Source organism: Oscillospiraceae bacterium (genome assembly GCA_015068645.1).
Classification (GTDB): domain Bacteria; phylum Bacillota; class Clostridia; order UMGS1840; family UMGS1840; genus SIG452.
Genome location: SVKD01000001.1, coordinates 12,214 through 24,554, shown reverse-complemented (window position 1 = coordinate 24,554; position 12,341 = coordinate 12,214). Strand labels below are relative to the sequence as shown.

The window sequence follows — 12,341 nt, the reverse complement described above, 5'->3', positions numbered from 1 at the left end:
TTAAGAACCCGTACATACTTTCCAATAATATTTCACATATTATCATAACATAAAAATGTGAAGATTTCAAGTATTTTTTACATTTATTTGTAATTTTATATGAATTTATACATATTTTTTCAGTTCTGTAATTGCTTTGCAAAGCTGCGGATCCTGGTTTTCGCCACCACGAGCTTCCAAGATCTTTTGAAAACGAGCCAACTCTCTTTTCAAATATTGCTGAATAAAGCTGTCATTGCTTTCCAACAGTTTTCTACCGAGCAGCAAACTCATTTCATCGGAATTTGGTTCAACCCCTTTGGAAACAGACATTATCACATAAAACCGTCTGTCTTCCACGGCAATTCTCTCTTCCGTAATCAAAAATCCGTTTTCTGCCAAAAACTTTCTTAGTACGGGAATTTCGCTTTGCGGCTGTAACACCATATACTTTGCACGCTTTGCTATCTCCAATGAAGCTTCCAATATTTCCGCAATCAAACGACCGCCCATTCCGCAAATAGAAATGACATCAAAATCAATGCCGCCTAATTCTTTCAAACCGTCGCTTTTTATAGTTTGGATCATATCTTTCATATGAAAAGCAGCAATATTTTTCAATGCGGTTTTTAATGGACCATCTCGCAAATCGCACGCATAAGCCTTTTTTATTTTATTTTGCTGCAATAAATAGATGGGAAGATAACCATGATCACAGCCGATATCGCAAAGTACATCAGTCTCCCCTATCATTTCAGCCACAGTTTTTAAACGCTCAGTAATCGGAATTTGCATATTTATAATCTCCAAAATATTCTCATTTTCATTTAACATATTATATCATACCTGCTTAAATTTGTCAAATTACGATAAAAATTTATAAAAATGCAAATTAACAGTTGATTTTTTTTAAAGAATATGCTAGAATAATTAGGCATATTTATGTAAATAAAATTTTTTATATTATTTTTATTTCAAAGGAGATTTTTCAAAATGAAAAAACTTATGCAACTGATGGCACTGGTTCTTTGTATGTTATTACTCTTCACCGGCTGCCAGAAAGCTACTACTAATGAATCCAAAACCGACTCCGATGACACTTTAGTTATCGGCTACACCATCTATGAACCCATGAACTATTTAGATGAAAATGGTAACTTAACCGGTTTTGACACTGAATTTGCGGAAGCTGTTTGTAAAAAACTGAACAAAACTCCCGAATTTGTTGAAATCAACTGGGACACTAAATTTGTGACCTTAGATTCTGACCAGATTGACTGTATCTGGAACGGTATGACTATTTCTGATGAAGTAAAAACCAACTGTTTAGTTTCTACTCCTTACGTAAAAAATGCGCAGGTTGTTGTAATGGCAAAAGATAAAATCGAAGATTACACCACTGTGGAAAGCTTAAAAGGATTAACCTTTACCGCTGAAGCAGGCTCTGCAGGTGAAGAAGCAATCAAAACCAATGGTTTAGACGAAAACTACAATCCTGTAAATGTGCAGACTGATGCTTTAATGGCTGTTGCAGCAGGTCAGGCTGATGCTTGTGTTATCGATATCACTATGGCTAAAGCATCCACCGCAGAAGGAACCAGCTACGAAGACTATGCATATGGTCTCGAACTGACCACCGAAGAATACGGCATTGGTTTCAGACTGGATGATACCGAACTTCAGGAATCTGTTAACACTGCAATTTCTGAATTATACGAAGACGGTACTTTAACCGCTTTAGCTGAAAAATACAATCTGAACTTAGCGTTCTAATTTTAAAAGACAAAATATAAAAAGGGTTGTGGTAAAATGAAGCTATTCTCTTTTGCAACAACCCTTTTTCAATCATTATGAGGTTACTATGCAACTTTTTTTAAAGGTTACAAAAAGCCTTTTGGAAGGCTTTGTAACAACATTTAAAATTTTCGGATTAACACTGGTTATGGCGTTACCCTTAGGGCTGATTATTTCATTCGGTTCCATGAGTAAATCAAAACTGATTAAATATCCTGTGAAAACTTTGATTTGGATTATACGTGGAACTCCGTTGATGCTTCAACTTATTGCATTCGGATTTGGTCCCGGTTTAATGGGAATCAAAGGAACCGATATGTTTACTGCGGTAATATTTGCCTTTGTTCTCAATTATTCTTGCTATTTCGCAGAAATTTTCCGTGGCAGTATTGAAAGTATTCCCAAAGGACAATACGAAGCAGGTGCTGTTCTCGGTCTCACTAAGCGACAGGTATTTTTCAAGATTATTTTAATGCAAGTGGTAAAGAGAATTATTGCTCCTATGAGCAACGAATTTTTAACATTGGTAAAAGACACTTCTCTTGCCAACACCATCATGATTTATGAAATCACTTGGAATGCAAAACGAATGATGAACAGCGAACATATTCTTTGGCCCCTGTTCTACTCCGGTGCATTTTATCTCGCATTCTGCGGTATTTTAACCCTACTCTTCGGATACATCGAAAAGAAACTCAGCTATTATAAAGTGTAACGAGGTAAATCCACTATGTTAGAAGTTAAAAATCTTATGAAAAGCTTTGGCAAAACCGAAGTATTAAAAGGCGTAAATTTCTCCATCAAAAAAGGTGAGGTACTCTCCATTATCGGTTCTTCCGGCGGCGGTAAAACTACTCTTTTACGTTGCTTGAATTTTTTAGAATTTGCAGAAAAAGGAACAATTTCCGTCAATGGAAAAGTGATTTATGATGGCGAACAAAAAGATAAAATGAAAGAACAGTATATCCGCGAAATGAGACTTCATTTCGGGTTGGTTTTCCAATCCTTCAACTTGTTTCCGCAATATACAGTACTAAAAAATGTTACATTAGCGCCCAATCTTTTAAAAGTGGATACTCCGGAAAACATTGAAAAAAAGGCAAAAGATTTACTTGCAAAAGTAGGTTTATCCAACAAAATTAACAATTATCCTTGCGAGCTTTCCGGTGGTCAACAGCAACGTGTTGCCATTGCCAGAGCGTTAGCATTAAATCCCGATATTCTCTGTTTTGATGAACCCACTTCTGCATTAGACCCTGAATTAACCGGAGAGGTGCTTAAGGTAATCAAACAACTGGCTGACCAAAAAACAACGATGGTAATTGTTACCCACGAAATGGCATTTGCAAGAGATGTTTCTGATAAAGTGATTTTTATTGATAACGGAATTATTGTAGAACAAGGTACTCCCGAAGAAGTGTTTGATCATCCGAAAAGCGAACGTTTACATGCGTTCTTACAAAGCTATCATACTTAAAAATAAAAAGGGTATACGCTGTATATCCTTTTTCTTCTAATTAAATTTTGAAAGGTCTCTCTTTTTATGAACAGCAAACTTTCACAACTACTGGATAAAATGGAATATGCCATTTTTGATATGGACGGAACTCTCTTAGATTCTATGCCAATCTGGGTAAATCTTGGTGAGACTGTTTTGAAATCTTTGGATATCATTCCTGACGAAGAAACAAACAGACGATTTAAAACAATGACACTAACCCAGTCTTCTCACTATATCAAAGAGCATTTCCCCTTAAAAATAAGTGCCGAAGAACTTCTGCAAATTTTTACAGATACAGTAAAAAAAGGATACGAAGAAGAAGCTCCCCTAAAACCTGGCGTGATGGATTTTCTAAAATTATTAAAATCCAAAAACATTAAAATGTGTGTAGCAACTGCATCTGAAAGACATCTTACAGAAGCAGCCCTGAAACGAACCGGGGTTCTCCCCTATTTAGAATTTGTCATTACCTGCTCTGATATCGGCAAAACAAAAGAAACTCCCGACATTTATTTGGAAGCGATGCAACGTATGGGCGGAAACTTAACGAATACCGTAGTATTTGAAGATGCATATTTTTCAATTATTTCGGCAAAAAACGGCGGCTTCCCCGTTGTAGCAATATTTGATGAATGTGCAAAAAGCGACAAGAAATCCATTAATCTGCTTGCAGATGCATACATAGATTCATTCGAAGAAGTACTTTTGAAATAAGAACCCGACCCGATGACGCAATCAAAGATTGCGGTCGGGTGCCCCGGAACCTTGTTGTATTCACAATAAAAAAAAATCCATTTACTGAAAAACAGTAAATGGATTTTTTTTATTAATTAATGAATATCTAATTTTAAAAATTCCTGATATGCTTTTTCCCAAACTTTCACATCTTTGGGAGAATATGTTGTGGTAGTTTCAGAATTTTTGATAATCTGACGTGCTTCTTTTAAATCTTTGATATCACCACCTGCAATCAACTGTGCTGCCACATTCCCCAATGCAGTTGCTTCGATAGGACCTGCTACAACATCAACGCCACAGGAATTTGCGGTCATTTGGCAAAGCAGATTATCTTTGGTACCGCCACCAACAATATGAATTACTTCATATTTTTTGCCGGTAACATCCTGAATATTTTCAAACGCATAACGATATTTTAATGCTAAGCTTTCATAGATACAACGCATTACTTCCCCGCGTCTTTCAGGAACATACTGGTTGGTATCTTTGCAGTAATCTTTGATATACTGAGGCAGGTTACCGGGTTTACCGAATTTAGGATAATCAGAATCAATAAAGCATTTGAATGCTTCTTCTGCCAACGCTTCTTTTTCTAAGTCTCCATAAGTTACGGCAAAACCTTCCCGAATCCACTGACGTCTGGATTCCTGAATGAGCCATAGACCCATAATATTTTTTAAGAAACGGATGGTATCGTTGTATCCGCCTTCATTGGTCAAATTATATTTCTGAGATTTTTCATTGATATAAGGCTGTTTTGATTCGGTACCAAATAAGGACCAAGTACCACAACTGATATAAATGAAATCTTCTTTTTCAGAAGGAACTGCCATAACTGCAGAAGCGGTATCGTGGGAGCCTACTGCACAAACAGGTACAGAAGGTACACCCAATTCATCGCAAATTTCTTTGGAAAGCATTCCTTTTTGGGTGCCCGGTTTAACAATTTGCGGGAATAAACGTCTGGGAATACCCAACTTATCAATCAAATCAAAATCCCATTCTCTGGTTTCGGCATTGATCAGCTGAGTGGTGGAAGCGTGGGTATATTCCACGGTCTTTTCACCGGTTAAAAAGTATGCCAATAAATCAGGGAACAATAAGAAACAGTCTGCACGATCCAATAAATCTTTTCTGTATTTTGCTAAATAATACAGCTGGAAGATAGTATTGAAATTCATAAACTGAGTTCCGGTTTTCTGATAAATTTCTTCTTTAGGAACAATCTGGAATACTTCTTCCATAATGGTGTCGGTTCTGGAATCACGATAGTGAACAGGATTTTCCAAAAGTCTTCCGTCTTTATCGATTAAACCGAAATCAACACCCCAGGTATCAATACCGATGCTGTCAAAACCGCCGTTATGATGTGCTGCTAAAATCCCCTGTTTGATTTCAAACAGCAAACGGAGTACGTCCCAATACAAGGTTCCGCCAACATAAACGGGATCATTTGGGAAACGGTGTACTTCTTTTAGTGAAATTTTATTGTCATCATAGCTACCGATAATGGCTCTTCCGCTAGAAGCACCAAAATCGAATGCTAACACATTTTTACTCATAGCAAATTCCTCCTATTGTTTATTTTTACAATTTATTCTACGGTCACTTTATGTTTTTTAAATACTTTTTTCCAATCATCAGATAATTCTTCATCGGTAAATAACATATCAATTTCTGAAAAATTGCTGAGCTTAATGAAACCAACTTTTTCAAATTTGGATTTATCCAACAGCAAGAATTTATTCATAGCATTATTAAGCATTGCCCGTTTAATCTGAAATTCCACGTCATTGGATTCTAAAACACCCTGCTCCATGGTCATCCCTTTACTGCTGAAAAACATTTTGTTGGCACAAAAGTTTTTATTGATATTATCCACGGCAACCTCACCAACAAAAGACTGGTTATTCACATCCAGTACACCACCGGTAGAAATTACTTTGATTTTTTCGCAGTTGGATAATTCTTCTAAAATCTGAAGGTTATTGGTGATTACTGTGATATTTTTCATATCTTTTAACTGTTTGGATAAGTAATAAGACGTAGTGGAACCGTCCAAAAAAATAGTATCGCCGGGACGAATATGATTTACCGCTTTTTTTGCAATAGCAATTTTCCCTTCAATATTTAAACCTCGGCGTTTTTCCAATGATAAATCCAGTGTGGCTTCTTCATACGGAACTGCTCCCCCATGAGTACGAGTCAACTGCTCCATCTGCTCTAATTTTTCCAAGTCACGACGGATTGTTTCTACTGTAACCTCCAAATCACGTGCCAGATCATTTACCAAAACACTGCCGTTTTGATTCAAAAGTTCTAAGATGCGTTTTCTTCGTTCTAATGCAAACAAAAGAACACCTCCGTATCTCACAAATAGTTTATGATAAGGAAATAGGCCTTAAAAGAACAACTATCATTTTAAAGCCTAATTTCAAAATTCTTATTGCAAATATTGCCACAAATCCTCGTGAGGAGATGCAATTACAACAGTATCATTGAGCACACCGTTATCAATGGCAGATTGTGCTCCTGCTTCAACACCTGCAGTTACTGCTGCAACAGTTCCGGACAAAGCCACATAGGATTTACCGCCCATCCCTCTTGCAACGCGAAGTTCACAAATTTCCACAGCAGCAGCTTTTAAGGCAGCATCCGCAGCCAAAATACAAGATGCAACGGAAAATGTTTCGATAATGCCGAGTGCACCGTTTGTTTCACCACTTGCTGCACCATTCAATGCATCAAATACACGAACATCAATATTACCAAATTCAGAAATATCTAAAATTTTATCGGCAAAATTTTCCTGTGCGTATTCACAAGCCAAGTGCACAGAAGACACACTTCCGCCAAAAATCATCACAAACTTACCGGGGCAGATAGGCTGTGCCATTACCATAGAAACTTGTGTTTTCTTCAAAATATTGTCGCAAATGAAGTAACCTTTTGCAATGTTACTCACTTCAATAATTCCAATGGATACCATCATGATTATTTACCGCCTTATTTTTAGAGAAACCGTTAAGAAACGGTAATCACAATACTGGATTCACTTACAGAAAATACGGTGCCGTTCACAGAACTGTGAATATTTGCACCCAGTGCATTTTCCTTGGGTTTAATAATTAACTGACCAACTGCTACGCTATCTCCCGCTTTTACAATCGCTTCCCCGGGAGCACCAATGTGCATTTTTAAGGGAATAGTTACCTGTTTGGGTTCAGGAATTGTAACGAATTCATATTCGTCACGATAATATTTTAAAACACCCAACCTGTTTACCAAACGTTTGGAGGGAACTCTGCGATATATCCGTTCTGCAACCGGCTTGGATTCTTCAGCCATCACAGGTTTCACACCGTTTTTTAAAAGTTCTGCTTTCACCCGTGCAAACAAACGGTTGGGACTAATATTCTGCGGACAAGCAATGGTCTGACAAACACCGCAATTGGAGCAATAAAATGCTCCCATAAAGGTTTTTGTGTCAGTTGCTTTGGCAGATAACCTCTGCACAATTTTATGAGGTTCAATGGGATATCCCATTAAATATCTGGGACACATATCGGTACACATTCTGCATCCGCAACAATTTCCGGAAGAACGGTTTAGTGCATCAGCCAAGCTTCTGGTTTTTAAACGGATACAAAGCGTGTGATCATCAATAATGAGTAAACTTTTCGTTGTCTTGGTAACAATTGCTGTGTTAGGATTCACGATACTCCCCATCATAGGGCCGCCATCCAACACAGTACAATTTTGGGGAACTTCAATCTTCAAGCTCTCAAAAATATGAGAAACAGGTGTTCCCACAGGAACTTTTATTACATAAGTTTTGTCGGTTTTTCCGCCAACAGTTAAATACTTATGCGTAACAGGAGTTTCTTCCAATGCATTGGCAACATTATAAAGTGTTTCCACATTCATAACCACAACGCCAACTGAAATGGGAAGACGTCCTGCCGGTACAGTTTTTCCCAAAGTTTCCTGAATCAATACCACTTCATCGCCGGAAGGATAAATATCCCCGGTAAAACGGTAAGAAATATTACCGTGGGTAACTTCTTCTTTCATACCAAGTAATTCGGCTGTGTGTTTTTTGATCCCAATTACACCATTTTTGGCACCCGTTTTTTCAATCAATGTGGCTAAAGCGGATTCTAATCGTTCCCGTTCTTCACACAGCAAATAAAAGTCAGTTTTTAAAAGAGGCTCGCATTCTGTTCCATTAATTAAAATGGTTTCAATATTGTCAGCCAATTTTACGTGAGTGGGAAACCCAGCTCCACCGGCACCAACCACGCCGGCTTTTTGTATCAAATTTTTTAAGGTTTGCATCTTAAGTTCAATTCCTTCTATGAAGCGCAATTAAACGCTTTTTGAAAACGAATTACAGATTATAATTAGATTGGTCAACAATTCCCACGATTACTGCATCAATGGGAGTTTTTTCGTTCTGGCAAGCAAATCTTGCACTGTCTCCTAAGGTAACTAAAACCACATCGCCAATGCCGGCACCTAAAGTATCCATGGCAACAACAAAATCATCCTTACCCTTGCCAATGTTAACTACCATCAATTTAAATCCGGTTAAGCTATCTAACTTGCGGGTGGAGAAAATAGAACCTGTAACTTTTCCTACTACCATAACAATACATTCCCTTTTCTTTTACTAAATTTTTGGTGTATGCTATTTTGAAATAATTCTTACGTTGTCTCCGTTTTTTAACCCTGCGGAGTTTGCATCGTCGGTATCAATATGCATTTCGGTGTTGAAATCATCACGTACCCGAACCTGCACATCAAAAAATCTGGTGGGTTTTACACCGTCGATTTCCACATCTACCAAAGAATTGTCGGTCACGCCGAATTTTCTTGCGGTATCCGGAGTCATATGAATATGACGGTTTGCAATAATAACGCCTTCATCCAGGTAGATGGCTCCCTTCGGCCCTACCACAACTAGACGTTCAGAACCCTTGATTTCGCCGGAAGGACGAACCGGAGGACTCACTTTTAATACAAAAGTATCCGTTCTGGAGATTTCAACCTGTGTATTTTTTCTAACAGGCCCCAAAACACGAACATTTTCGATGGATTTTAAGGATTTGCCAACCAAAGTAACCACTTCTTTTGCAGCAAATTCTTTTCCCATCAAAGGCTTTAACATGGTTAATTCATAACCTTTACCAAACAGTTTTTCCAAATCAGTCTGAGATAAATGGATATGACGTTGCGATACCCCAACCTTAATTTCGGAATCATCTGCAGTGTTTGCAGGTGCACTGTCATTTTGTTTATACATTGCTAACACTTGTTTTACAACTTCACTAACGATTTTTTCACGTTCCAAAATGTTCACAACCTTTCTAAATGGAACTTTCCCAAACTCAGTTCATTCTTTTGGGTTCAAGGGTGCAACCAAAAAGAACAAACTGAATTTTTCTTTTTGCTTTTCTTTTTCTGCGTTGCGGTACACGGCCTAAAAAAGACCGTGCACCACCTGCATCAATGTTCAAAAATGCAATTATTTAATCTGGGGCAGAATTTTTTCTACATCACCGTGCGGTCTCGGAATAACGTGAACAGCAACGATTTCGCCCAGTCTTGCAGCAGCTTCAGCGCCAGCTTCGGTTGCAGATTTAACCGCACCAACGTCGCCTCTAACCATAACGCTTACTAAACCGGAACCGATTTTTTCAGTACCAATTAAGGAAACGTTAGCTGCTTTTACCATTGCATCAGCTGCTTCGATTGCAGCTACTAAACCTCTGGTTTCAACCATTCCTAAAGCTTCAAAGTTCATTACGAATACCTCCATAATTTATATTTTTGTTTTTTACGAAATTGGATTTAGAAATCTGTGAGGAATTTGGTAACCTCTTCATGAGGTCTTGCAATTACTTCACAACATTTCACATTACCGATCCGGGCAGCCGCCACACGACCGGCTTCCACTGCAGAAGTTACAGCGGATACAGTACCTGCAACAACCATAGTCACCAAACGGCCACCAAGACGACGTTCAATATGAACCAATCTTACATTTGCGGCCTTTAACATAGCGTCTAAGCCTTCGATGGCTGCGGCTAATGCCTGCACTTCCAATAAGCCGATTGCTTCCATTTGTTCGTTCTCCTTTCACTACGGGATTATCTCTCACTCCAAACGGAGCGAGAGACATCCGTTCGATAGAGTCAAGGATTTATCTTACTTCAGTTCGGGTAAGATTTTTTCAACGTCGCCATGGGGTCTGGGAATTACGTGTACAGCAACGATTTCGCCTAATCTAGCAGCTGCCTGAGAACCAGCTTCGGTAGCAGCTTTTACTGCACCAACGTCGCCTCTAACCATAACGCTTACCAAACCGGAACCGATTTTTTCGGTACCAACTAAGGTAACGTTTGCTGCTTTTACCATTGCATCAGCTGCTTCGATTGCAGCTACTAAACCTCTGGTTTCAACCATACCTAATGCTTCAAAATTCATTTTTAAATCCTCCTGGCCTTTGGCCTTTTATAATAATTTTTATTAACAATTGTTATTCCCCGATTGTTTGCTGTTCGGGATCTTCAGCAGGTTTCGCCTTTGCAGGACGTCCTCTTTTTTTCGGTGCATTTGCTACCGGTTGGGATGTTTCTGCTTTTGCTTCCGAAACAACCGGTGCGATTGTTTCAGAAGTTTTTTCAATTTTCGACTCTGCTTTTTTTGCGGATTTTTTTCCGATAGGTTCATTTCCCACCTTGCACAGATAAGCCAGTTTGTCAATATCCGGTCCGGGACGGGAAATGATGTGTGATACAATGTAGAGTCCTCGTTGTTCTGCCTGCGCTTTTGCAGCCGCAACACCTGCGGTTACTGCAGAAACGGAACCTTCCATTTTCACAATCATTACCAAGGGAACTTCCGCGCTATCGCCATTGGCAGGTTTTGTGGTATCCAGCGCAATAATTTTTACCGCAGCTGCTTTGGCAGCAGCATCAGCACAAACGATTGCGGTAGTGAACCCAAAAACCTCAACCATTCCCAATGCATTCATTGTAAATCCTCCTTATATTCAGATTCACTCTGATTATTCATTGATGATGGCGATTTTTAAGCCTTCCATCTTCAGATTGGTCTGATGAGCTTCATTAATCTGGGAAAGCGGATATTTGTGAGTAATCAGCTTTTTAATCGGTAAACCGATGCCCTGAGCTCTCTTTAAGAAATCGAAGGTGGTTGCATAATCGCGTAAAGTATATACCCAGGAACCAACAACAGTCAGTTCTTTTGCGCAAATATCGAAGTGAGGGTTAATAGTAGCATCTCCACCATTGATGAAGAAACCAAGTTCGCACAGTCCGCCGCCTTTTCTTACGAATTTATATACATTGGAATGAGCGATGGGAGAACCGGTACACTGGAATGCAAAATCAGCATAGTAACCGCCGAATGCATCTTTCACAGCGTTGGTTAACTCATCAATACCTTTATGGTTTTTAAAGTTAACGGATTTAGTTGCACCCATTTCTTTTGCAAATTGTAATCTCTTTTCTTCACCGTCTACTGCAACGATGTTTTCAACACCCATGGTACGCAAGATTGCGATACATAACAAACCGATGGGTCCGCAACCCTGAACAACCACGCGGCTGTTGAATCTTAAGATACCAACAGTTTTTGCACGTTCTACTGCATGGATTAAAACGGCAGCAGGCTCGATTAAGATTCTGCTTTCTAAATCTAAGTCAGATACATTGAATACGGTGGAACCGCCTCTGATTACCATATAGTCAGCAAACCAACCATTCAGGTGAATATCATCGTCGGGAATTAAACCGTAAACGTCTGCACCGTCACCAACGTTCTGTTTGTTTAAGTCAAACATAGTGATGTTGGGGTCATCTTTAAAAATCATACAGGTAACAACTTTGTCACCGATGTTTAAAGCTTTGCCTGCGCTGTCTTTTTTCACATTTTTACCCATTTTCACGATTTCGCCGGTACCTTCGTGACCTAATACCACGGGAATTAAGCCGAAGGGGTCACGTTTGAACTCGTGAGCGTCAGTTCCGCAGATACCGCAGCCTTCTACTTTGACTAAGATATCGTCGTCACCAAGTTCAGGAATGGGAAACTCTTTGATATCGTAATGCTCCAAAGAGGTGAGCATTGCGGCTTTTGCAGTTTTGGGAATGGGACCTGCAGATTTTCCGCAAGTGCAATTTCCGCCACAGCTGCAATCAGAACCGCCGTTTAAGTTGTTTAAAACTTGTTTTACGATTGATTCAATCGCTTTTTCGTTCATTTCCATCTTAACGATCCCTCTTTCTATATATACTGAATT

At 38.9% G+C, this 12,341-nt stretch carries 16 protein-coding genes; 4 read left to right on the top strand and 12 right to left on the bottom strand.

What is annotated here, in order from left to right; all coding sequences use genetic code 11:
- Positions 1-105: 105 nt before the first annotated feature.
- Positions 106-813, bottom strand: a complete 708-nt coding sequence (locus E7413_00140) for an SAM-dependent methyltransferase (protein MBE7018275.1) — start codon at positions 811-813, stop codon at positions 106-108.
- Between the two features lie 159 nt (positions 814-972).
- Here E7413_00140 and E7413_00135 point away from each other — a divergent pair, with 159 nt between their 5' ends.
- The 4 genes from E7413_00135 (at position 973) to E7413_00120 (ending at position 3,988) form a co-directional block, all read left to right on the top strand.
- Complete coding sequence (locus E7413_00135; protein MBE7018274.1) at positions 973-1,752, top strand: transporter substrate-binding domain-containing protein; 780 nt, start codon at positions 973-975, stop codon at positions 1,750-1,752.
- An 88-nt stretch (positions 1,753-1,840) separates the two neighbouring features.
- Positions 1,841-2,488 (top strand): amino acid ABC transporter permease, encoded by a 648-nt coding sequence (locus tag E7413_00130; GenBank protein ID MBE7018273.1) that lies wholly within the window; start codon positions 1,841-1,843, stop codon positions 2,486-2,488.
- 15 nt (positions 2,489-2,503) lie between these two features.
- The gene (locus tag E7413_00125; GenBank protein MBE7018272.1) at positions 2,504-3,250 is read left to right on the top strand and encodes an amino acid ABC transporter ATP-binding protein; all 747 of its coding nucleotides are present in this window, start codon (positions 2,504-2,506) and stop codon (positions 3,248-3,250) included.
- 66 nt (positions 3,251-3,316) lie between these two features.
- Entirely contained in the window at positions 3,317-3,988 is a 672-nt protein-coding gene (locus E7413_00120; protein MBE7018271.1) for an HAD family phosphatase, read from the top strand.
- 116 nt (positions 3,989-4,104) lie between these two features.
- Here E7413_00120 and E7413_00115 read toward each other — a convergent pair whose 3' ends face one another.
- The 11 genes from E7413_00115 to E7413_00065 all read right to left on the bottom strand — a co-directional run bounded on the left by E7413_00115 (position 4,105) and on the right by E7413_00065 (position 12,308).
- Complete coding sequence (locus E7413_00115) at positions 4,105-5,574, bottom strand: rhamnulokinase (GenBank protein ID MBE7018270.1); 1,470 nt, start codon at positions 5,572-5,574, stop codon at positions 4,105-4,107.
- A 32-nt stretch (positions 5,575-5,606) separates the two neighbouring features.
- Complete coding sequence (locus tag E7413_00110) at positions 5,607-6,386, bottom strand: DeoR/GlpR transcriptional regulator (protein ID MBE7018269.1); 780 nt, start codon at positions 6,384-6,386, stop codon at positions 5,607-5,609.
- 69 nt (positions 6,387-6,455) lie between these two features.
- On the bottom strand, positions 6,456-7,004 hold the full coding sequence (locus tag E7413_00105; protein ID MBE7018268.1) for a BMC domain-containing protein: 549 nt from the start codon (positions 7,002-7,004) through the stop codon (positions 6,456-6,458).
- Positions 7,005-7,036: 32 nt separating this feature from the next.
- A complete protein-coding gene (locus E7413_00100; protein MBE7018267.1) occupies positions 7,037-8,350 on the bottom strand; it encodes an electron transport complex protein RnfC in 1,314 nt (437 codons plus the stop codon).
- A gap of 52 nt (positions 8,351-8,402) precedes the next feature.
- Complete coding sequence (locus tag E7413_00095; protein ID MBE7018266.1) at positions 8,403-8,660, bottom strand: ethanolamine utilization protein EutN; 258 nt, start codon at positions 8,658-8,660, stop codon at positions 8,403-8,405.
- 42 nt (positions 8,661-8,702) lie between these two features.
- Positions 8,703-9,317 (bottom strand): phosphate propanoyltransferase, encoded by a 615-nt coding sequence (pduL, locus tag E7413_00090; protein MBE7018265.1) that lies wholly within the window; start codon positions 9,315-9,317, stop codon positions 8,703-8,705.
- Positions 9,318-9,539: 222 nt separating this feature from the next.
- Complete coding sequence (locus E7413_00085) at positions 9,540-9,818, bottom strand: BMC domain-containing protein (protein ID MBE7018264.1); 279 nt, start codon at positions 9,816-9,818, stop codon at positions 9,540-9,542.
- A 47-nt stretch (positions 9,819-9,865) separates the two neighbouring features.
- On the bottom strand, positions 9,866-10,138 hold the full coding sequence (locus E7413_00080; GenBank protein ID MBE7018263.1) for a BMC domain-containing protein: 273 nt from the start codon (positions 10,136-10,138) through the stop codon (positions 9,866-9,868).
- Between the two features lie 84 nt (positions 10,139-10,222).
- Positions 10,223-10,501 carry a BMC domain-containing protein gene (locus E7413_00075; GenBank protein ID MBE7018262.1) on the bottom strand — a complete coding sequence of 93 codons (279 nt, stop codon included), beginning with the start codon at positions 10,499-10,501 and terminating at the stop codon, positions 10,223-10,225.
- 52 nt (positions 10,502-10,553) lie between these two features.
- Positions 10,554-11,051, bottom strand: a complete 498-nt coding sequence (locus E7413_00070; GenBank protein ID MBE7018261.1) for a BMC domain-containing protein — start codon at positions 11,049-11,051, stop codon at positions 10,554-10,556.
- Positions 11,052-11,084: 33 nt separating this feature from the next.
- The gene (locus E7413_00065) at positions 11,085-12,308 is read right to left on the bottom strand and encodes a theronine dehydrogenase (protein ID MBE7018260.1); all 1,224 of its coding nucleotides are present in this window, start codon (positions 12,306-12,308) and stop codon (positions 11,085-11,087) included.
- Between the last annotated feature and the right edge of the window lie 33 nt (positions 12,309-12,341).

Coding starts and splice junctions, on each gene's coding strand:
- E7413_00125 (MBE7018272.1), top strand. CDS start 2,504: ATGTTAGAAGTTAAAAATCTTATGAAAAGCTTTGGCAAAACCGAAGTA.
- E7413_00100 (MBE7018267.1), bottom strand. CDS start 8,350: ATGCAAACCTTAAAAAATTTGATACAAAAAGCCGGCGTGGTTGGTGCC.
- E7413_00130 (MBE7018273.1), top strand. CDS start 1,841: ATGCAACTTTTTTTAAAGGTTACAAAAAGCCTTTTGGAAGGCTTTGTA.
- E7413_00070 (MBE7018261.1), bottom strand. CDS start 11,051: ATGAATGCATTGGGAATGGTTGAGGTTTTTGGGTTCACTACCGCAATC.
- E7413_00080 (MBE7018263.1), bottom strand. CDS start 10,138: ATGGAAGCAATCGGCTTATTGGAAGTGCAGGCATTAGCCGCAGCCATC.
- E7413_00115 (MBE7018270.1), bottom strand. CDS start 5,574: ATGAGTAAAAATGTGTTAGCATTCGATTTTGGTGCTTCTAGCGGAAGA.
- E7413_00095 (MBE7018266.1), bottom strand. CDS start 8,660: ATGGTAGTAGGAAAAGTTACAGGTTCTATTTTCTCCACCCGCAAGTTA.
- E7413_00135 (MBE7018274.1), top strand. CDS start 973: ATGAAAAAACTTATGCAACTGATGGCACTGGTTCTTTGTATGTTATTA.
- E7413_00065 (MBE7018260.1), bottom strand. CDS start 12,308: ATGGAAATGAACGAAAAAGCGATTGAATCAATCGTAAAACAAGTTTTA.
- E7413_00075 (MBE7018262.1), bottom strand. CDS start 10,501: ATGAATTTTGAAGCATTAGGTATGGTTGAAACCAGAGGTTTAGTAGCT.
- pduL (MBE7018265.1), bottom strand. CDS start 9,317: ATGTATAAACAAAATGACAGTGCACCTGCAAACACTGCAGATGATTCC.
- E7413_00085 (MBE7018264.1), bottom strand. CDS start 9,818: ATGAACTTTGAAGCTTTAGGAATGGTTGAAACCAGAGGTTTAGTAGCT.
- E7413_00140 (MBE7018275.1), bottom strand. CDS start 813: ATGTTAAATGAAAATGAGAATATTTTGGAGATTATAAATATGCAAATT.
- E7413_00120 (MBE7018271.1), top strand. CDS start 3,317: ATGAACAGCAAACTTTCACAACTACTGGATAAAATGGAATATGCCATT.
- E7413_00105 (MBE7018268.1), bottom strand. CDS start 7,004: ATGATGGTATCCATTGGAATTATTGAAGTGAGTAACATTGCAAAAGGT.